Below are 19,914 nucleotides of genomic sequence, written 5' to 3' on the forward strand. Positions count from 1 at the left end.
TCACATGCGGAAGATGCCGAACTTCGTCGGCGGGATGGGCGCATTGAGTGCCGCGGCGAGCGAGAGGCCGAGCACGCGCCGCGCCTGCGCCGGGTCGACGACGCCGTCATCCCACAGGCGCGCCGTGGCGTAGTAGGGGTGGCCCTGCGTTTCGTACTGCGCGCGGATGGGTGCCTTGAACGCTTCCTCCTCCTCGGCGCTCCAGGCCTGGCCCCGGGCTTCGACTCCCTCGCGGCGCACCGTCGCCAGCACGCCCGCGGCCTGCTCCCCGCCCATGACGCTGATGCGCGCGTTCGGCCACATCCACAGGAAGCGCGGCGAGTACGCCCGACCGCACATGCCGTAGTTGCCGGCACCGAAGCTGCCGCCGATCAGCATCGTGACCTTGGGCACCTGGGTGGTGGCGACCGCGGTCACCATCTTGGCACCGTGCTTGGCAATGCCATCGTTCTCGTACTTGCGGCCCACCATGAAACCGGTGATGTTCTGGAGGAACACGAGGGGGATGCCGCGTTGCGAGCACAGCTCGATGAAGTGCGCGCCCTTCATGGCGGACTCGCCGAACAGGATGCCGTTGTTGGCGACGATGCCGACCGGCATGCCGAACACGCGCGCGAAACCCGTGACCAGCGTCGCGCCATAGCGGGCCTTGAACTCGTCGAAGCGCGAGCCGTCGACGATGCGCGCGATGACTTCCCGCACGTCATAGGGCTTGCGCGTGTCGTGCGGGATGATGCCGTGGATCTCCTGCGGGTCGTACAGCGGCTCCTCGCTCGCGTCGAGCGTGACGGTGTCAGGCCGGCGGCGGTTGAAGTTCGCCACGATGCGCCGCGCGATGAGCAGCGCATGCGCGTCGTTCTCGGCGAGGTGGTCGGCAACGCCCGAGATGCGGGTGTGCACGTCGCCGCCGCCCAGGTCCTCGCTGGTCACCACTTCACCGGTCGCCGCCTTCACGAGCGGCGGCCCGCCGAGGAAGATGGTGCCCTGGTTGCGCACGATCACCGTCTCGTCGCTCATCGCCGGCACGTAGGCGCCGCCCGCGGTGCATGAGCCCATCACCACGGCCACCTGCGGAATGCCCTTGGCGCTGAGGTTGGCCTGGTTGTAGAAGATGCGGCCGAAGTGGTCGCGGTCGGCGAACACCTCGTCCTGCCTGGGCAGGAACGCGCCGCCGGAGTCGACCAGGTAGATGCAGGGCAAGTGGTTCTGCTCGGCGATCTCCTGCGCCCGCAGGTGTTTCTTCACCGTCATCGGGAAGTAGGTGCCTCCCTTCACCGTGGCGTCGTTGGCAACCACCATGCAGTCGACCCCCTGGATGCGGCCGACCCCGGCGATCATGCCGGCGCCGGGCGCCTCGCCGTCGTACAGGCCATGGGCGGCGAGCTGGCCGATCTCGAGGAAGGGCGAGCCCGGGTCCAGCAGCTGGGTGACGCGGTCGCGCGGCAGCAGCTTGCCGCGCGAGACATGCTTGTCGCGGGCCGCGGCGCCACCGCCCTCTTCCACCTGCGCCGCCTTCGCGCGGAGGTCGTCGACGAGCGTGCGCATGGCGGCGGCATTGGCCCGGAATTCCTCCGAGCGCGGGTTGACGGACGTCTTCAGGATCTGCATGGGGGGCTCCGGGGCCGAGGGCATGAGGCCAGTGCCTCGAGATTACGTCGTGTGGCGATCGGGTCGGGGTCCGTGCGGCGATGAACGGCCGTGGGCCAGGGGAAAGGCGCCGGCCGGGCGAACCGGCTCACGCCGTCTCGCCATAGAGTTCGCGGCCGATCAGCATGCGGCGGATCTCGCTCGTGCCGGCGCCGATCTCGTAGAGCTTGGCGTCGCGCCAGAGCCGCCCGGTCGGGTAGTCGTTGATGTAGCCGTTGCCGCCCAGCACCTGGATGGCCTCGCCGGCCATCCACGTCGCCTTCTCGGCGGCATAGAGAATGGCACCGGCGGCGTCCTTGCGCAGCGTGCGCGCGTGGTCGCCCCGGTCGCAGGCCTGGCCCACGGCGTAGACGTAGGCACGGCAGGCCTGCCAGGTGGTGTACAGGTCGGCCAGCTTGCCCTGCATCAGCTGGAACTCGCCGATGCTCTGGCCGAACTGCTTTCGCTCGTGCACGTAGGGCAGCACCACGTCCATGCAGGCCGCCATGATCCCGAGCGGGCCGCCGGACAGCACGGCGCGTTCGTAGTCGAGGCCGCTCATCAACACTTTCACGCCCTGCCCCACGCCGCCCAGCGCGTTCTCCTCGGGGACCTCGCAGTCCTCGAAGAAGACGGGGTAGGTGTTGGAGCCGCGCATGCCGAGCTTGTCGAGCTTGGTGCCGAACGACAGGCCCTTGAAGCCCTTCTCGATGATGAAGGAGGTGATGCCCTTGCCACCCTGCGTCGGATCGGTCTTGGCATACACCACCAGCGTGTCGGCATCGCCCCCATTGGTGATCCACATCTTGGAGCCGTTGAGAACATAGCGGTCGCCGCGCTGGTCGGCCCGCAGCTTCATGCTGACGACGTCCGAGCCCGCATTCGGCTCGCTCATCGCCAGCGCGCCCACATGGTCGCCACTCACCAGGCGCGGCAGGTAGCGTTGTTTCTGCGCCTCGCTGCCGTTGCGGTGGATCTGGTTGATGCAGAGGTTGGAATGCGCGCCGTACGACAGGCCCACGGCCGCCGAGGCGCGCGACACCTCTTCAAGGGCGATCATGTGGGCGAGGTAGCCGAGCTGCGTGCCGCCGTACGCCTCGCTGACCGTCATGCCGTGCAGCCCAAGGTCGCCCAGCTTCTTCCACAGGTCGGCGGGGAAGAGGTTGTCCTGGTCGATGCTGGCGGCGCGTGGCGCGATCTCCTCCGCGGCAAAGCTGCGCACGGTGTCGCGCAGCATCTCGATGGTCTCTCCGAGGTTGAAGTTGAGTCCGGGAAGCTGAGTCATGGAAAGTCCTTTGCGATGGATGGACGGCCGGCGCGGGCGCCTCACTTCTTGACGAGCGGACAGGCGGACTGCGCCAGCGGCCGGAAGGCCTGGTCGGCGGGAATCACGTCGCGCACGTGGTAGTAGTCCCAGGGCGCTTTCGACTCGGCGGGCTTCTTCACCTGCAGCAGGAGCATGTCGTGCACCAGGCGACCGTCCTCGCGGATCTTCCCGTCGGGAATCACGACGTCCTGCACGGGCGTGTCGCGCATCTTCCTCAGGACGGCGTCGGTGCCATCGGTGCCGGCCGCCTTGACCGACTTCAGGTAGTGCGTCACGGCCGAATAGACACCCGCCTGGGCCATGGTGGGCATGCGCTTGTGCTTCTCGAAGAAGCGTCTGGACCAGGCTCGCGTCTGCTCGTTGCGGTCCCAGTAGAAGCCTTCGGTGAGGAACAGGCCCTGTGCCGCGGGCAAGCCGAGGCTGTGCACGTCCGAGATGAAGAGCAGGAGCGGCGCCACGATCTGGTTGCGCGTCAGGCCGAACTCGCTCGCCTGCTTGATGGCGTTGACGGCATCACCGCCGGCGTTGGCAAGCCCCACCACCTTCGCCTTCGAGCCCTGCGCCTGCAGCAGGACGGAGGAGAAGTCCTGCGCGTTAAGCGGGTGCCGGACGGCGCCCACCACCTTGCCCCCGGCCGCGGCCACCACGTCGCTGACGTCCTTCTCGAGGGCCTTGCCGAAGGCGTAGTCGGCGGTGACGAAGAACCAGGTGTCGTTGCCTTTCTTGGCAAGCGCCCGGCCCACGCCGATGGAACTGGAATAGGTGTCGTACATCCAGTGCATGCTGGTAGCCGTGCACTTCTCGTTGGTGATGGGCGTGGAGGCCGAGCCGACGACCACGGCGATCTTGTTCTTCTGCGCGGCCACCTCCATCACGGCCAGCGCGACGTTGGTGGGCACGAGGTCGAGCACCGCATCCACATTGCCGGTGTCGAACCATTCGCGCGCCTTGGTGGAGGCGATGTCGGCCTTGTTCTGGCTGTCGGCGACGACGAGTTCGATCGGCTTGCCGAGCACCTTGCCGCCGAAGTCCTCGATTGCCATCCGACCGGCGATGACCGAGCCCGGTCCCGCCAGGTCGGAGTAGGAGCCGCTCATGTCGATGAGCAGGCCCACCTTCACGACGTCGGCGCTGACCTGCGCCTGGGCGGGCAGCGCGCTGGCAAGGGCGAGGGCCACGAAAGCGGCGGTGGCGGAGCGTCTGGTGTTCATCGGCAATACCTCAGTGGAAAACCGGAAGAAGGGCCGCGGCAGCGGGCGCAAGGGATGGGATGGCGGAACAAGGCAGGGCATTCCCGCGGCGCGGACGCCGCGGCAGGTGGCGCTTGAACTCAGGCGGTGCGCGAGGGCTCGACCTGTAGCTCCTTGATCATCTGGTCGCGCATGACGAACTTCTGGACCTTGCCGGTGATCGTCATCGGCATCTCGGGCACGAAGCGGATGTAGCGCGGCACCTTGTAGTGAGCGATCTGCTCCTTGCAGAAGCTGCGGATCTCGTCTTCGGTGACCTGCTCGCCCGGCTTGACCACGATCCAGGCGCAGACCTCCTCGCCATACTTGGCATCGGGCACGCCGAACACCTGGGCGGACTGCACCTTCGGATGCCGGAACAGGTACTCCTCGATCTCGCGCGGGTAGATGTTCTCGCCCCCGCGGATCAGCATGTCCTTCAGGCGGCCGACGATGTTGCAGTAGCCCTCGGCGTCGATCGTGGCGAGGTCGCCGGTGCGCATCCAGCCGTCGACGACCGCTTCGCGGGTGCGCTGCTCGTCGCCCCAGTAGCCGCGCATCACCGAATAGCCGCGCACCCAGAGTTCACCGGGTTGGCCGACCGGCAGCACGGCGCCGCCGATGTCGACCACCTTGGCCTCGATGTGGGGCTGGACGCGCCCGACCGTCGACACCCGCCGCTCCAGCGGATCCTGCGTCGAGCTCTGGAACGAGACCGGGCTGGTCTCGGTCATGCCGTAGGCGATGGTGACCTCGCGCATGTGCATCTGCGAGATCACCCGCTTCATCGTTTCAATGGGGCAAGGGGCGCCCGCCATGATGCCCGTGCGCAGGGTCGTGAGGTCGAAGCTCGCGAAGTCGGGGTGGTCCAGTTCGGCGATGAACATGGTGGGCACGCCGTGCAATGCGGTGCAACGTTCCGCCTGCACCGCGGCGAGCGTCGCACCGGGGTCGAAGACCTCGCCCGGGAAGACCATCTGGGAGCCGGTCGACACGCAGGCCAGCACCGCGAGCACCATGCCGAAGCAGTGGTACAGCGGCACCGGGATGCACAGCGAATCGCGCTCGGTCAGCTCCATGGCCCTGGCGACGAAACGGCCATTGTTGACGACGTTGTGGTGCGTGAGCGTGGCGCCCTTCGGGTTCCCGGTGGTGCCGCTGGTGAACTGGATGTTGATGGCGTCGCGGCAATCGAGCGCGCCGCTGATGGCGGCGAGCCCCTGCACGTCAAATCCGCCATCGCCCGCGCGCAGGACATCGTCGTAGTTCAACATGCCAGGCGTGCGCTCCTGCCCGAGCCGGATGACGAACTGCAACTGCGGAAGGCGCCGGGCCTGCAGCTGGCCCGGCTCGCAGCGCTCGAGTTCCGGCGCCAGCGTCTGCAGCATCTCCAGGTAGTTGGAGGTGCGCAGACGCTCGGCCGCGATGATCGCGCGGCAACCGGAGGCGTTGAGTGCGTATTCGAGTTCGCCCAGGCGGTAGGCCGGATTGATGTTGACCAGGATCACGCCGATGCGCGCCGTCGCGAACTGCGCGATGAGCCATTCGGCCCGGTTGGGCGACCAGATGCCGAGCCGGTCCTCGCGTTTCAGGCCGAGCGCCAGCAAACCGGCCGCGAAGCGATCGCACTCCCGCTGGAACGCCGACCACGTCCATCGCACGCCCTGCTCACGAAAGACGACGGCCGGTCGCTCGGGCCACTGCGCCACGGCCGCCTCGAGCAGACCGAAGATCGTGACGCCGGACAGCGCGGGTTCCGCCGCACCGGCCACGTGGGACATGCCGTCGCGCGGCGCGATGGAACGGTCCTGCCTCGCGTTGATGGGTTCGCTCATCTCGCCTCCTGTGGGTTCGCCAAGGTCATCGACAACCGCACGATCATCGCGTCGTCTGCAGCGGTGACAAGGGGGCTCGAGGGTTCACCCTGATGCCGTGCAGCGCCGCGTCGCCGGAGCCGCAAGGGTAGAGCGTCCGCGGCGCGGGGTGTGCCAGATTGGTTGCAGATCGTGCCACGCGCAGGCAGACTTCGGCGCATGGCCCAAACCTCGATCGCCGCCACCCCGATGGCCTTCATCCGCGCGATGGTGCTGGCCTTCGACAAGCATGGCGAGGACCCGCGCGACGCGCTCTCCCGGGCACGGATCACGCCGCGCCAGCTGCAGCGCTCCGACGCCCGCATCACCGCCGCCCAGATGGAGGTCTTTTCGGAAGCGGCCATGCGGCAGCTGGACGACGAGGCCCTTGGCTGGTTCAGCCGGCGACTGCCCTGGGGCAGCTACGGCATGTTGTGCCGCGCGTCGCTCGGTGCGCCCGACCTCGGGGTTGCGCTCAAGCGCTGGTGCCGGCATCACCGGCTGCTCGTCGACGACGTGCAGCTCCGCCTGCAGGTCTCGGCGCAGCGCGCCGAGCTGACCATCGAGGAGTGCCGCGGCATCGACCCGCGCATGCGCGAGTTCTGCCTGCTCACCCTCCTCCGCTACGTGCTGGGCTACGCCTGCTGGGCCACCGATTCGGCCATCCCCTTGCTCGATGCCTCGTTCGCGCATGTCCCTCCGCCGCACCACGCGGCCTACGCCCTCATGTTTCCCGGCCCCGTGCGATTCGACGCAGCGGTGACGAGCATCAGCTTCGAGCCCCGCTACCTGCGGCTGCCCATCCGGCGCGACGAAGCGGCGCTGCGCGCGATGCTGCGCCGGGCGCTGCCGCTGACGGTGTTGCAGTACCGCCGTGACCGGCTGCTCGTGCAGCGGGTGCGGGAACTGCTGCCGATGCACCAGACCGCCGACACGCTCGCCTGCGCCCTCAACATGTCGGTGCGCACGCTGCACCGGCAACTCAAGGACGAGGGCGTCTCGCTGCAGTCACTGAAGGACCAGGTGCGGCGCGACACCGCGATCGACCTGCTCACACGCACCCGTCGGTCGATCAAGCAGATCACGCTGGCGGTCGGCTTTCGCAACGAGAAGAGCTTCACCCGTGCCTTCGGCCAATGGACGGGCGAGACTCCCACGGAGTACCGGCGCAAGCTGCCCTCGGGCGCCAGCGCCGGCGCCTGAACGCGGACGGTCCGCACCACCGCGGGGTGGGGCCCGCCGAGACCCTGAGCCCTGCAGGGATTGGGCTGCAAACGACTTCAAATTAGGGAGTTGGCCTCATCGCAAACCCTGTGTCATCTGCTTCGGTTTTGCGCATGTCCGTCGTCGTACAACCAATCCAGACGCTACAGCGACGCATTGACGATTTGCTGATCGAAGTACAGATGACGACGTTTGACCGCCTGTAGCCCGGCAGCTTCAATGCGGCTCCCGGCCATTCCGGTCGGCACCCACGGTGATGAGGTCGTTCGAGGGCTCAAGGTTGTACGACCTCGAAAAGACCTGACGACCTCCCACCGGAACGCGCCCGGCGACGGGCATTCCGCATCCAAGGAGGAAACCGATGAAGCAAGCAATGAACGGAATTCGCCATCTGGCCATGACGGTCGTCTGTGTGGCCACGCTGGCCGCATGTGGCGGCGGCGGCAGCGACGGAACGGTGGAAAGCGCAAGCGACGCGCAGAAGGTGACCAACGTCGACGGCGCGGGCGTGAGCGCGGCGGCCCTGGCGGTTGTCACGTCCGGGGTCAACCTCGCCACGGCCGCCGACGGGTCGAGCAAGGGCGGCGGCACGAGCTACGGACGCGTGGTGGACGCCAATGGCGACACGTACTGGCAGCCCGCCTCGGCGAGCGGCCAGCGAATTTCGGTGAAGGGCTTTTCCGCCAGCGTGGGGACCGTGCTCGTCGACGAGATCAGTTCGACCGTGCGGCGCTGGCGCCTGGTCGACAACGGCAGCGGCCGACTCCTCGCGTCCGGCACGACGCTCGGGCCCCAGAAGGTGATCAGCTTCGACGCGGTGAGCTCGAGCAAGCTGGACCTGTTCATCGACGAAGCCAGCGCCGTCCCGCGCATCGCCGAATTCGAGGTCTATGCGGCCGGCACGACGCCGCCCGATGGCGGCGGCGAAGGCCCCGGCGGCGAAGAGCCGGGTGGCGAGGAACCGCCCCCGACCACGGGCAGCGCCACTGGCGCCAGCTGCCGGTCCACCGGCTCGGTGAGCTTGAGCGAGACGCGCGTGGTGCAGCCGGGCGAGACCTTCGACGGCGGCTGCAAGACCTTCAACCCCTCCTTCGGCGATGGCGGCCAGGGCGAAGGCCAGCCGCCCGTCTTCCGGGTCGAGAAGGGTGGCGTGCTGAAGAACGTGATCATCGGCAACAACGGCGCCGATGGCGTCCACATCCACGGCGACGCGACGGTCGACAACGTCACCTGGACCGACGTCGGCGAAGACGCCCTCACCGTCAAGGCGGCCGCCCGGGTGACCCTGCGCAACCTCACCGGCGCCAGCGCCGAGGACAAGTTCTTCCAGCTGAACGCACCGACCACGTTCAACGTGGAAAACATCGTCGTCAACGGCGCCAGCAAGCTCTTCCGCGAGAACGGCGGCAAGTGCTACCCGGTCCACGTCACGGTGAACCGCGCCAAGCTGACGAACTTCAAGGAGGCGGTGTTCCGCTCGGACTGCAACAAGAGCACCTTCGCGCTGTCCAACGCCGAACTCGTCAACGTGAAGCAGGTCTGCTACGCCGGCGGCAAGTATGCGAGCTGCGGGGTGAAGTGATCGACCGGCTGTGCCGCGCTGCCGCTCGGTAGCGCGGCGCCACACGCCGTGGAGGGGCGGCGACATGCCGCCCCTTCGAGACCGGATCCGCCCGGCGCGCGCCACCCGCGAGACCGACACCATCCTCCCTTAGACTCCCGCCAGAACAGAAAATGACGGGGAGGGCCAGCATGGTGCTGACCATCGATGAAGTGTTGGCGCTCGCGCCGGACGCCGCCTCGGCCAAGTCCGCACGCGGCCTGACGAGCACCGGCCAATGGCCGTTGCTGGGGAGCGACGCATCGTCGGTCTGGGGCGAATGCCAGGGCAGTGGCGCTCGGCCGTATCAGACGCAGGTCGACCTGTCCGGTCCCGCGTTCAAATGCTCCTGCCCCAGCCGCAAGTTTCCCTGCAAGCATGGCCTGGCCCTGATGCTCATCCGGGCGCAGGATCGATCGGCCCTGACGTCCACCACGCCACCCGCGTGGGTGTCCGAATGGCTTGCATCGCGCGCCGACAAGGCTCAGAAGAAGGACCAGAAGGTGGCCGAGAAGGCCGCCGCCCCGGTCGATCCCGCCGCGGCACTGGCACGCGAGACGCAGCGCTGGGCGCGCCTCACCACGGCGGCCGCCGAACTGCAGCGCTGGCTCGCGGACCGCATGGCCCAGGGCCTGGGCGCGGGCGATGCCACCGACACCAGCGCATGGCGAACGATGGCAGCGCGCATGGTCGATGCCCAGGCGCCCGGCCTCGGCCAGCGCCTGCGCGACTCAGCCGACGGCCTGGGCGCCTCGCCCGACTGGCCCGAGCGGACGCTGCACCGGCTAGGCCTGCTGCAACTCGCCTGCGAAGCGCTTCAGCGCCGCGAGACACTGCCGGCCCACGTGCAGGCCGACCTGCGCACCATGGCCGGCTGGCCGTTCGAGAAGGCCGACGTGCTGGCGGTCGGCGAAGCCGTGGACGATCGCTGGACGGTGCTTGGCGTTACCACCGAACTGCGCGACGCGAAGCTCACCGAGCGGCGCGTGTGGCTGCACGGCGAGCGCCTCGGCCGACGCGCATGGGTCCTCGAACATGCATTCGCCGGCCAGGGCTTCGAGACCGCGTGGACGCCAGGTACCGCGGTGGACGCGGTGTTGACCTTCTACCCCGGAGCCGCGGCCCTGCGCGTCGCCACGCCCGACACCGTCGGCCCCGCGGGCGCGGCCCGGTGGCCCGCCACGGACAACGCGGGCGAATGGCGCGGCATCGCAACCCGCGTCGCCGCCTGCCCCTGGAACGCCTTGCATCCCCTCGTCCTCCACGCCGCCGTCATCTTGCGCGATGGCGATCACCTGTACGCCGTGACCGACGGCCGAGCCCTCAGCCTGCGGCTCATGGATGCCGACGCCTGGTCGCTGCTCGCCGTCAGTGGTGGGCACCCGGTGAGCGTGATGGGTGAATGGGATGGTCAGACCCTCACGCCCCTGACGGCCTGGGCCGGTGACGACCCACCGCTCTGGTCGAGGAGGCCGGCATGAGCCGCACCACGCCGTGGTCGACCCTGCTGCCGGTCGCCATGATCGGGACCGATCGCCAGACCGCGCCACTGCCCCGCTGGACCGGTGAGGTCGGCCGGCTCATCACGGAAGCCGCGACGCCGGACGCCGCCGCCTCGGTGCTGCGGTCGGCCGCGGTGCTCGCGGTCTGCGGCCTTGCGGGAAGTCGTGGTTTCCCGTGGGCATCGCCCTTGCCCGCGCCAGCACCCATCGACACGCTCCCACCCCTGATCGCCGGCGCATGGCTCGGCCCGGCCGGCTGGTTGTTCGAGGACGGCCCGGCGCGCTTGCAGCACGAGTTCTGCCTGGCGCTGGCGCGCGCCGGCCTGCGCCTCCCGCCTTCGCTGCTCCCGCAGGCGCTGGATGCCGCGCGCCGATCGGTGGCGCTTCGTCCGCGACTCGCGCCCGTGCTGGGCGAACGAGGCGCCTGGCTCGCCAGCCAGCACGACGGCTGGCGTTTCGCTGCGGGCGTGGCCGGAGACCCCAGCGAGGACGCTGCCTGGACCGACGGTTCACTCGACCAGCGCCGCGCCTTCCTGCTGGCCGAACGGCGTGCCGACCCCGCGGCCGCGCGCGCACGCCTGGCTGCTGCCCTGCCGGAGCTCGCGGCCAGGGAACGGGCCGAGCTCACGGGCGTGCTCGCTTCGTCCCTGACCCTGGAAGACGAACCGTTGCTCGACCAGCTCCGGGCCGACCGCAGCCGAGAGGTGCGGCAGGTGGCACTCGGCATGCTCCTGCGCCTTCCCGATGCGGCCCATCCCCGGCGGGCGGCGGCGCGCCTCGAGGCCTTGATCGGCCGCAAGCGGGGTCTGCTCGGCAGCCGCTGGACCGTGGACGCTCCGCAGGGTGCTGCCTCTGATTGGAAGGACGATCAGGTGGATGCCAACCGTCCGACGCACGAGTCGCTCGGCGAACGGGCCTGGTGGCTGTATCAGCTGGTGCGCCAGGTGCCCCTGTCGTGGTGGAACCGGCACACCGGCCTCACGGCCGCCGAACTGCGCAACTGGGCGGACGACACCGATTGGAGCGAGGCCCTGTTGCGCGGGTGGCGCGATGTGCTGAATGCCACGGCGCCGCCGGAGTGGTGCGAGGCCTTCCTTGCGAACTGGCCCGCCCGGTTGTGGCGCGACGGACCGGGGGCGGTCCTCGCACTCCTGCCGGCCCCGGCGCGGGAGGCGCACTGGCTTCGCCAGCTGAAGGCATCGAACGTCGCCCTGGTCGACGTGCTGGCGGAGGTGCTCGCCGCGTGGCCGGTTGGCGATGCCCTGTCGCCCACCCTCTCCAGCGTGCTGGCGACTGCCCTGCGCCCGCGACTCCAGGCCGGCCTGCTGGCCAACGACTACCGCGCCCGGAGCCTGCTGATCGACCTCTGTTGCGCCCTTCACCCCGAGACACTGGCTGCCCTGGCCGACTTGCCACGAACGTCCGACGAGACGCCCGGCGAAGCTGAAACGCTCAACGTCGTCGCCCAGGTGATCTTCCTGCGCCGTGCCCTCCAAACGCTTTGATGCACTGATCAACGAGGATTCCATGACCACCTCCCCCACCCCCGTGATGCGCCAGCACGCCGAGCAGCAGTTCGCCGAGGAACTCGAGGCCCTGCGCCGCGACGACTCTCGCAGCCGTCCGGAAAACTGGGCCCTCTCACCCTGGGCCGTGGTGCGCTACCTGATGGGTGGCAAGCTCGACAGCGGCTTCGAGGTGAGTCCCAAGTACATTGGCAACCCTCGGCTGATGGAGATCGCCGTGGCCACCCTCGCCACCGATCGGGCGCTGCTGCTCTACGGCGTGCCGGGCACGGCCAAGTCGTGGGTGTCCGAGCACCTGGCCGCGGCCATCAGCGGCAACTCCACCCTGCTGATCCAGGGCACGGCCGGCACCAGCGAGGAGCAGCTTCGGTACGGCTGGAACTACGCGCAGCTGCTGGCCAACGGACCCTCGGAGAAAGCGCTGGTGCCCAGCCCGCTGATGCAGGCCATGCGAACGGGCCGCATCGCCCGCGTGGAGGAGCTGACCCGCATTCCCGCCGACGTGCAGGACAGCCTGATCACGGTGCTGTCGGAGAAGACCCTTCCCATTCCGGAGCTGGGGAGCGAGGTGCAGGCCGTGCGCGGCTTCAGCGTCATTGCCACGGCCAACAACCGCGACAAGGGGGTGAACGAGCTGTCGGCCGCCCTCAAGCGCCGCTTCAACACGGTGGTGCTGCCCGTGCCCGCCAGCGAAGCGGACGAGGTCGCCATCGTGGTGAAGCGGGTCGCCGAGATGGGCCGCTCGCTGCAGCTGCCGGCCGAGCCGCCGGCGCTGAAGGAAGTGCGCCGCATCGTGCAGATCTTCCGCGAGCTGCGCAACGGCAAGACGGAGGACGGCAAGACGCAGGTGAAGTCGCCTTCTTCCACCTTGTCGACCGCCGAGGCGATCTCGGTGATCAACAGCGGCATGGCGCTCGCCGGTCACTTCGGCGACGGCGTGCTGCGCCCGCATGACATGGCGTCCGGCCTCATCGGTGCGGTGGTGAAGGACCCGGTGCAGGACCAGCTGGTCTGGAACGAGTACCTCGAGACAGTGGTGAAGGAACGCACGGACTGGAAGGACCTGTACCGCGCCTTCCGTGACCTGGACTGACGCGCGCACATGACCGCGAACCCGATCCACTGGTTCGGCATCCGGCACCACGGGCCGGGCAGCGCCCGCAGCCTGCTGCACGCCTTCGAGGCCTTGCGGCCGGACTGTGTGCTGATCGAAGGACCGCCGGAGGCGGACGGCCTCTTGCAGTTCGTGCTGTCAGAAGGCATGCAGCCGCCGGTGGCACTGCTGAGCCACTGCCCCGACGAACCGGGCCTGGCCGTCTATCACCCGTACGCCGAGTTCTCGCCGGAATGGCAGGCACTGCGCTGGGCGGCGTCCGCGGGCGTGCCGGTGCGCTTCATCGACCTGCCGGTGACCCACGGCCTGGCGCTGACGCAGGCGGCGCGCGCGGCGGCGGCGGATGCGCAGGCGGATGCGCAGGCGGATGCGCAGGCGGATGCCGACGCGCCGGCCGAGGATGCGTCCGAGGCCGGCACACCGCCACCGGACGATCCGCTGACCTGGCTCGCGCGGGCCGCCGGCCATGCAGACGGCGAGGCCTGGTGGAACTACATGGTCGAGGAGCGGGGCGACGGCGAAGAGCTGTTCGCCGCCATTGCCGAAGCCATGACCAGCCTGCGCTCCGATTTGGGAGAGCGTGGAGAGGACGATCCGAAGGCACGCGAAGAGGCGCTGCGTGAGGCGCACATGCGCCAGTGCGTGCGAGCCACCGTCAAGGACGGGTTCGAACGCATCGCGGTCGTGTGCGGCGCATGGCACCTGGGCGGCCTCCGGGCGACCGTGCCGGCCCGGACGGATGCGGCGCTGCTGAAAGGGTTGCCCAAGGTGAAGGTCCTGACCACCTGGGTGCCCTGGACCTACCGTCACCTGGCCCGGGCCAGCGGCTACGGGGCGGGCATCCAGTCACCCGGCTGGTACGAGCACCTGTGGTCCACCCACGGGCGCCCCGGAGAACGCGCCGTCGGCTGGCTCGCCCGTGTGGCCCGGCTGATGCGGGAGCGCGACCTCGACTGCTCCTCCGCCCACCTGATCGAGGCGACCCGGCTGGCCGAGGCCCTTGCGGCGCTGCGCGACCGAACGGCACCCGGCCTCCAGGAACTGCACGAGGCATCCCGCACCGTGCTCACGATGGGTGACGAGTCCGCACTGCGCTTCATCGACGAGGCCCTCGTCATCGGTGACCGCCTGGGCAGCGTGCCGCCCGACGTGCCCACCGTGCCGCTGCAACGCGATGTCGAACGCGCGCAGAAGTCACTGCGCCTCAAGCCCGAGGCGCTGCAAAAGACTCTCGACCTCGACCTGCGCAACACCAACGACCTGGCCCGCAGTCACCTGCTTCACCGGCTCGGTCTGCTGGACGTGCCCTGGGGGACCGTGGCGAAGGTGGGCCAATCCGCCCGGGGCACCTTCCACGAGGTGTGGACCCTGCAATGGCAACCGGAATTCACCCTGCGCCTGATCGAGTGCAGCCAGTGGGGCCAAACCCTCGCACTGGCCGCGACGGCACGCGTGGCCGACCGCTGCGCGCACAGTGAATCGCTTTCGGAGTTGTCCGCCCTCGTGGACCGTGCGCTGCTGGCAGACCTTGGCGACGCCGTCGAAACCGCGACACGCGCGCTCGAGGACCGCGCCGCCCTCACCGGCGACACGCCGCAGCTGCTGGGCGCCCTGCCCCCGCTGGCCAACGTCTTCCGCTACGGCAACGTGCGGCAGACGGACGCCGCGCTGGTGGGCCATGTGCTGGACGGCCTGATCGTTCGTGCCGCCATCGGCCTGCCCCTCGCGTGTTCGGCAGTGGACGATGACGCGGCCGAGGCGCTGCGCAGCCGGCTGCTGGCGGCGCACGCGGCGATCGGTCTGCGCGACGGCGAGGCCCAGACCGCCACCTGGCGCCGTGCGCTCGGACAGCTCGCGCAGACCGCCGGCGCCCATGAACTGCTGCAGGGAGTAGCCGCCCGCTTGCTGTGCGACAGCGGCCAATGGCAACCCGACCAGACCGCCGCCGCACTTTCGCTTCACCTCTCGGCGGGCAACGATCCGGGGAAGGCCGCCGCCTGGCTCGACGGCTTCGTGAACCGCAATGCCGTCGTGTTGCTGCACGACCCGGCGGTGTGGCAGTTGGTCGACGGCTGGCTTGCCGGCTTGAGCGACGATCACTTCGTGCGCGTGCTGCCCCTGGTCCGCCGCACCTTCTCGGCATTCGGGCCCGGCGAGCGACGCGACCTCGGCCAACGCGCCGCACGTGGCGCGTCCGCCGGGACGACGGCTTCGGCAGCCGAATCCGATTGGGACGACACGCTCGCCGTGCTGCCCCTTGCGCTGCTGCGCCAACTTCTCGGAGTGCCAGGATGAACGACGACATCGAACGGCTGCGGCGATGGCGCCTGGCCCTCGGCAGCGAGGCTGAAGCCGCCTGCGGCGGCCTGTCCGGGCCGGCGGCCGAGATGGACCAGGCCCTCGCGGCCCTCTACGACCTCTCCGGACCGGGCAGCCTGGCCGGGCGGGACCGGCGGGGCGGTCGTGGCGGGTCCGCCCCCGGCGTGGCGCGCTGGCTGGGCGACATCCGCCGCTACTTCCCCAGTTCGGTGGTGCAGGTGATGCAGCGGGACGCGCTGCAGCGCCTGGACATGCGGGAGATGCTGCTGCAGCCCGAGATGCTGCAGACCGTGCAGCCCGACGTCCACCTGGTCGCGAACCTGATGGCCTTGTCGCAGGTGATTCCCGCCGGGACCAAGGACACGGCGCGCCGCGTGGTGCGCCAGGTGGTGGACGATCTGATGAAACGTCTGGAGGAGCCGCTGCGATCGGCGGTGAGCGGAGCACTCGACCGCAGTCAGCGCAACCGACGGCCACGTCATGCGGAGATCGATTGGCACCGGACCATCCGGGCCAACCTGCGGCACTGGCAGCCGGAGTACCGCACCATCGTGCCGGAGACACTGCATGGCTACGGCCGCAAGTCCAGGCGACCCCAGCGCGAAGTGGTACTTTGCATCGACCAGAGCGGCTCGATGGCCAACTCCGTCGTGTATGCCAGCATCTTTGGTGCGGTCATGGCGTCGCTGCCCGCCGTGGCGACCCGCCTCGTGCTGTTCGACACCGCGGTCGTCGACATGACGGAAGAGCTCGATGACCCGGTGGAGCTGCTCTTCGGCGTGCAACTGGGCGGCGGCACCGACATCAACGGCGCCGTCGGCTACTGCCAGTCGCTCATCCGCGAACCGCGCAACACGATCTTCGTGCTGATCTCCGACCTGTACGAAGGCGGCGTCGAGGACAACCTGCTGCGGCGGGCGGCCGCCCTCGTCGACAGCGGCGTGCAGTTCATCACCCTGCTCGCCCTGAGCGACGAGGGGGCTCCCGCCTACGACCACGCCCTGGCAGCGAAGCTGGCTGCACTCGGCGTGCCCTCGTTCGCCTGCACGCCGGATGCGTTTCCCGGCCTGATGGCCGCCGCGATCCGGCGCGATGACGTGGGGGCCTGGGCGGCCACTCAGGGCATGGCCACGAGCCCGAAGGCGCGCCGCTGACGCCCCTGCAAGTCGGGCCGGCCCTCGCGGCATGTGCCCGGCTTTGCCGGTCCGGCGTCAGGCAAGCGGCGGCGCGCGATACACCAGCACCTTCAGCGACCGCTCGTCCGACACGTCGGCGAACACGGGCGGGTTGTCCACCCGCTCGACGAACTCGAGCTCGGGCGCGAGCTCACGCACCTGGTCTTTCAGGAAGTCAGTGCCGAGCTCCGGGGCGTTGAGGCACAGCAGCGCATGTCCGCCCGGCAGCATCAGGTCGAAGAGCCGGCGCAGCAGCCGGGCGTAGTCCTTGGTCGCGACGAAGCTGCCCTTCTGGTAGCTCGGCGGGTCGACGATGACGAGCCCGTACGGGCCGCTGCGCGTGACCTTGCCCCACGACTTGAACAGGTCGTGGGCCATGAAGCTGGCGCCGGTCAGGCCGTTGTAGCGGTGGTTGTGCTGCCCGATGCCGAGCGCACCCTGGCTCATGTCCAGGTTGATGACCTGCCGGGCACCAGCCTGCAGGGCCACCACCGAGAAGGCGCAGGTGTAGGCAAAGAGGTTGAGCACCCGAACGCCGGGATGGGCGGCGACGTGCTCGCGGACCCAGCGCCGGCCGCGGGCCATGTCGAGGAACAGGCCGTGGTTCTGGCCACTGCCGACGTTCACCTTGAAGGAAGCGCCGTCCTCGCTGACCCAGTGCGGGTCCGGCACGCTGCCCGCCATCACGCGGGTGAGGCTCCGGCCTTCGTGGCGGCACTGGTAGACCCAGTTCAGGGCTTGCCCCGGTGCCAGTTGCGCCCAGCGCTGCGCCAGCGCCGCGCCAATGGCGGCGAGTTCGTCCTCCGTCGCGGGCTGGAAGCTCGTCAGCACCCAGACGGGTGGGTAGGCATCGAGCACCCAGTGCTCGCAACCGGGGTGCAGCCCCCCGCGGCCATGGAAGATGCGCTGCGCGTCAGTGGGCAAAGCTGCGGAGGAGATGGCGTCCAGGAGGGGTTGCATGGGCGCCAAGCGTACTGCAGCGCGCTCGCCGTCGATTCGCTTCGACAAGCCGAGACCGGCCCCGGCCGACGCGCGCACCCGGTGGCCCACCGGGCCTCCCGTGCGCGCCGACCTTCCGATGCGATGCGCCGGCGCGTCGACGTGGGAGCGCGCGCATCCCGCCGAAACCAGCGCCGACACATGGATGTCCGGCGCCGCCACCGCTGCGCAATGCCCGCGGCGGCGGCCCGGGTCAGTTCCCCAGCACGATCTTCAGGATCTTCTCGTTGCTGTTGTTCGCCGTGCTGTCCTTGTCGCCCAGATTGGTGGTCGTCAGCCACAGGCCCCCGTCGCGTGAGGGTTCCACGGTGCGCAAGCGTCCATACGTGCCCCGGAACAGCTCCTGCGAGTTGGTGAGGGTGGTGCCGCTGATCACGTGCCGGTACACCCGCTCGCCGCGCAAGCAGGCGACGTACAGCACGTCGCGCACGATCGCGATGCCGCTGCATGACGCGTCATACGTGGCGTAGGTCCGCTTCGGTGCGATGTAGCCCGGCGTGGCGCACCCGCTGCCGCCCCGCGATTGCGTGCCTTCGCAGTTGGGCCAGCCGTAGTTGCCGCCCTTCTCGATCAGGTTGGTCTCGTCCTGGGAGGCGTTGCCGAATTCCTGCTCCCACAGCCGGCCCTGCGAATCGAACGCGAGTCCCTGCGGATTGCGGTGGCCGTAGCTCCACACGTGGTTGCTGAACGGGTTGTCGGACGGCCGTGAGCCGTCCGGGTTCATGCGCAGGATCTTGCCGGCGAGTTTGTTGATGTCTTGGGCATAGGCGGTGTTCTGCGCATCGCCGGTTGCGACATACAGCTTGCCGTCCGGGCCGAAGCGCAGGCGTCCTCCGTTGTGGTACTTGTTGCGGCCGATGCCGGTCAGCAATACCTGATGGGTGGCGAGGTCGAGCGCGCCGTTGCGGTACTGGATGCGAACCACGCGGTTGTCGGTGGGCGAGGTGTGCAGGATGTAGATCCACGGATCGCTGCCGGGGAAGCCCGGCGTCACCTCGAGCCCCATGACCCCGCCCTCGCCGTCCGTCCCCTGCACGTTGGGCACGCGACCGATCACTGTTTTCTGACCGGTCGTCGGGTTGAGCCGCACGAGGTCGAACGCGTCCCGGCGGCTGTAGATGACGTTGCCGTCCGGCAGGGTGACGAGCCCCCAGGGGAGGTCCGTCTCCGTGGCCGCTTGCTGTACCGCGCACACGGCGCTGCTGCACGTCCCGGCGGTCGTCAGGCTGAGCGACGTGCTGCGGGTGGAGACATTGCCTTGTGCATCGCGCGCGGCCACTTGGTAGCGATAGGTGGTGTTCGGCACCAGCCCGCTGTCGGTGTAGGCGGTGCCGCTGGTGCTGCCCACTCGCGCGTCATTGCGGAAGATGTCGTAGGCGGTGACGGCGACGTTGTCGGTGGACGCCGTCCACCGCAGCGTGGCCGCCGTGCCGCTGACGGTGCCGGAGAGGCCCGTGGGCGGGGTGGGGGCCTGCGTGTCGACGCTGCATTGCGGCACGTCGACATACAGGCTGGCACTGGCCTGCGACACGTTCCCCGCCGCGTCGCGTGCATTCACGTACAGCCCCCAGCGCACGCCCGGAGCCATGGTGAGCGAGGTGGACAGCGTGCCGCCGCTCACGGTCGTCATCAGCTGGCCGTCGTGGTAGAGGTCGTAGAACGCCACGCCGACGTTGTCCGTCGACGCCGACCAGGACAGCGTGGCCGAGCGGCAGGCCAGGTTGGTAACACGCAGGTTGGCCGGCACGCTCGGGGGCTGCAGGTCGGTAGTGGACCCGCCCCCCGTCCAGACCTGATTGGCGCCGCCGTGGCAGGTCCAGAGCTGGACCGCGGCCAGGTTCGCGGTAGAGGCCGATTTCACATCCACGCAGAGGTTCGACGGCAACCCGACGATGGCGCCGTTGCTGCCGCGCCGCCACTTCTGGCTCGCGGCGCCATTGCACACGTTCGCCACGAGCGCGGTGCCGGCCGCCGCTCCCTGGCCGCGAGCGTCCAGGCAGCGAGTGCCGTTCAGTGTGCGCAGCTCACCGGCGGCATTGAACTCCCATCGCTGGTTGGCGCCTCCGTTGCAGGTGTAGAGCTGCACGGCGAAGTTGTAGCCCTGGTGCACATCCAGGCACTTGCCACTGCCCGCGCCCACCAGCGGCGCCGGGGCGGCAGACGCCGCGCTGCTGCCGATCGCCACGGCCACGAGCGCCGCCATGCGCGTCACCGAACGAAAGCCATGTCCCTGTGCAAGCGAAGTCAGCGTCATCGGAGTGCTCCTTGAGTCGAGTGGAGTCGTTGCAGTGCGGACCGTTCCCCGAGGCCCCGTTCGCGCCGCTGTCGGCACAGGGCGTGGTGAGGCCAGTGGCACCTGGCGATTGTCCGGCAATGGCCCTCGACGGCATCTGGCACCGTCGTCGGGAGGAACATGTCCC

The 19,914-nt window shown here is 69.4% G+C and carries 13 protein-coding genes; 7 read left to right on the forward strand and 6 right to left on the reverse strand.

The genetic code is table 11. The annotated features are described in order from the left end of the window. From ACSQ2F_RS17665 to ACSQ2F_RS17680, 4 genes are all read right to left on the reverse strand, one after another. On the reverse strand, positions 1-1,608 hold the full coding sequence (locus tag ACSQ2F_RS17665; RefSeq protein ID WP_436025193.1) for a carboxyl transferase domain-containing protein: 1,608 nt from the start codon (positions 1,606-1,608) through the stop codon (positions 1-3). Positions 1,609-1,735: 127 nt separating this feature from the next. Continuing rightward, positions 1,736-2,911 carry an isovaleryl-CoA dehydrogenase gene (locus tag ACSQ2F_RS17670; protein WP_436025195.1) on the reverse strand — a complete coding sequence of 392 codons (1,176 nt, stop codon included), beginning with the start codon at positions 2,909-2,911 and terminating at the stop codon, positions 1,736-1,738. A 41-nt stretch (positions 2,912-2,952) separates the two neighbouring features. After that, positions 2,953-4,164 carry an ABC transporter substrate-binding protein gene (locus ACSQ2F_RS17675; protein WP_436025197.1) on the reverse strand — a complete coding sequence of 404 codons (1,212 nt, stop codon included), beginning with the start codon at positions 4,162-4,164 and terminating at the stop codon, positions 2,953-2,955. A 119-nt stretch (positions 4,165-4,283) separates the two neighbouring features. After that, on the reverse strand, positions 4,284-6,017 hold the full coding sequence (locus tag ACSQ2F_RS17680; RefSeq protein WP_436025199.1) for an AMP-binding protein: 1,734 nt from the start codon (positions 6,015-6,017) through the stop codon (positions 4,284-4,286). A gap of 198 nt (positions 6,018-6,215) precedes the next feature. On the opposite strand from ACSQ2F_RS17680, the gene ACSQ2F_RS17685 reads away from it, so the two are divergent. From ACSQ2F_RS17685 to ACSQ2F_RS17715, 7 genes are all read left to right on the forward strand, one after another. Next, a complete protein-coding gene (locus tag ACSQ2F_RS17685) occupies positions 6,216-7,238 on the forward strand; it encodes an AraC family transcriptional regulator (RefSeq protein WP_436025201.1) in 1,023 nt (340 codons plus the stop codon). Between the two features lie 382 nt (positions 7,239-7,620). Continuing rightward, positions 7,621-8,841 (forward strand): pectate lyase, encoded by a 1,221-nt coding sequence (locus ACSQ2F_RS17690; protein ID WP_436025203.1) that lies wholly within the window; start codon positions 7,621-7,623, stop codon positions 8,839-8,841. A 170-nt stretch (positions 8,842-9,011) separates the two neighbouring features. Continuing rightward, positions 9,012-10,340, forward strand: a complete 1,329-nt coding sequence (locus tag ACSQ2F_RS17695) for an SWIM zinc finger family protein (RefSeq protein WP_436025205.1) — start codon at positions 9,012-9,014, stop codon at positions 10,338-10,340. Next, entirely contained in the window at positions 10,337-11,866 is a 1,530-nt protein-coding gene (locus ACSQ2F_RS17700) for a DUF5691 domain-containing protein (RefSeq protein WP_436025207.1), read from the forward strand. Before ACSQ2F_RS17695 ends, ACSQ2F_RS17700 begins: the two co-directional genes overlap by 4 nt. A 22-nt stretch (positions 11,867-11,888) precedes the next feature. Continuing rightward, entirely contained in the window at positions 11,889-12,980 is a 1,092-nt protein-coding gene (locus ACSQ2F_RS17705) for an ATP-binding protein (RefSeq protein ID WP_436025209.1), read from the forward strand. A 9-nt stretch (positions 12,981-12,989) separates the two neighbouring features. Then, on the forward strand, positions 12,990-15,296 hold the full coding sequence (locus ACSQ2F_RS17710; protein WP_436025211.1) for a DUF5682 family protein: 2,307 nt from the start codon (positions 12,990-12,992) through the stop codon (positions 15,294-15,296). Further along, positions 15,293-16,474 carry a VWA domain-containing protein gene (locus ACSQ2F_RS17715; RefSeq protein ID WP_436025213.1) on the forward strand — a complete coding sequence of 394 codons (1,182 nt, stop codon included), beginning with the start codon at positions 15,293-15,295 and terminating at the stop codon, positions 16,472-16,474. Before ACSQ2F_RS17710 ends, ACSQ2F_RS17715 begins: the two co-directional genes overlap by 4 nt. 57 nt (positions 16,475-16,531) lie before the next feature. Here the strand turns inward: ACSQ2F_RS17715 and ACSQ2F_RS17720 are convergent, their stop codons facing one another. Further along, positions 16,532-17,455 carry a class I SAM-dependent methyltransferase gene (locus ACSQ2F_RS17720; RefSeq protein WP_436025215.1) on the reverse strand — a complete coding sequence of 308 codons (924 nt, stop codon included), beginning with the start codon at positions 17,453-17,455 and terminating at the stop codon, positions 16,532-16,534. Between the two features lie 232 nt (positions 17,456-17,687). Beyond that, positions 17,688-19,748, reverse strand: a complete 2,061-nt coding sequence (locus tag ACSQ2F_RS17725) for a PQQ-dependent sugar dehydrogenase (protein ID WP_436025217.1) — start codon at positions 19,746-19,748, stop codon at positions 17,688-17,690. Positions 19,749-19,914 lie beyond the last annotated feature (166 nt).

It is taken from the genome of Rhizobacter sp. LjRoot28 (assembly GCF_964253025.1).
Taxonomy (GTDB): Bacteria; Pseudomonadota; Gammaproteobacteria; order Burkholderiales; family Burkholderiaceae_C; genus Rhizobacter.

Bases quoted from the DNA above. Each gene is read 5' to 3' on its own strand.
- ACSQ2F_RS17665 (WP_436025193.1), bottom strand. From the start codon at position 1,608: ATGCAGATCCTGAAGACGTCCGTCAACCCGCGCTCGGAGGAATTCCGG.
- ACSQ2F_RS17670 (WP_436025195.1), bottom strand. From the start codon at position 2,911: ATGACTCAGCTTCCCGGACTCAACTTCAACCTCGGAGAGACCATCGAG.
- ACSQ2F_RS17675 (WP_436025197.1), bottom strand. From the start codon at position 4,164: ATGAACACCAGACGCTCCGCCACCGCCGCTTTCGTGGCCCTCGCCCTT.
- ACSQ2F_RS17680 (WP_436025199.1), bottom strand. From the start codon at position 6,017: ATGAGCGAACCCATCAACGCGAGGCAGGACCGTTCCATCGCGCCGCGC.
- ACSQ2F_RS17685 (WP_436025201.1), top strand. From the start codon at position 6,216: ATGGCCCAAACCTCGATCGCCGCCACCCCGATGGCCTTCATCCGCGCG.
- ACSQ2F_RS17690 (WP_436025203.1), top strand. From the start codon at position 7,621: ATGAAGCAAGCAATGAACGGAATTCGCCATCTGGCCATGACGGTCGTC.
- ACSQ2F_RS17695 (WP_436025205.1), top strand. From the start codon at position 9,012: ATGGTGCTGACCATCGATGAAGTGTTGGCGCTCGCGCCGGACGCCGCC.
- ACSQ2F_RS17700 (WP_436025207.1), top strand. From the start codon at position 10,337: ATGAGCCGCACCACGCCGTGGTCGACCCTGCTGCCGGTCGCCATGATC.
- ACSQ2F_RS17705 (WP_436025209.1), top strand. From the start codon at position 11,889: ATGACCACCTCCCCCACCCCCGTGATGCGCCAGCACGCCGAGCAGCAG.
- ACSQ2F_RS17710 (WP_436025211.1), top strand. From the start codon at position 12,990: ATGACCGCGAACCCGATCCACTGGTTCGGCATCCGGCACCACGGGCCG.
- ACSQ2F_RS17715 (WP_436025213.1), top strand. From the start codon at position 15,293: ATGAACGACGACATCGAACGGCTGCGGCGATGGCGCCTGGCCCTCGGC.
- ACSQ2F_RS17720 (WP_436025215.1), bottom strand. From the start codon at position 17,455: ATGCAACCCCTCCTGGACGCCATCTCCTCCGCAGCTTTGCCCACTGAC.
- ACSQ2F_RS17725 (WP_436025217.1), bottom strand. From the start codon at position 19,748: ATGACGCTGACTTCGCTTGCACAGGGACATGGCTTTCGTTCGGTGACG.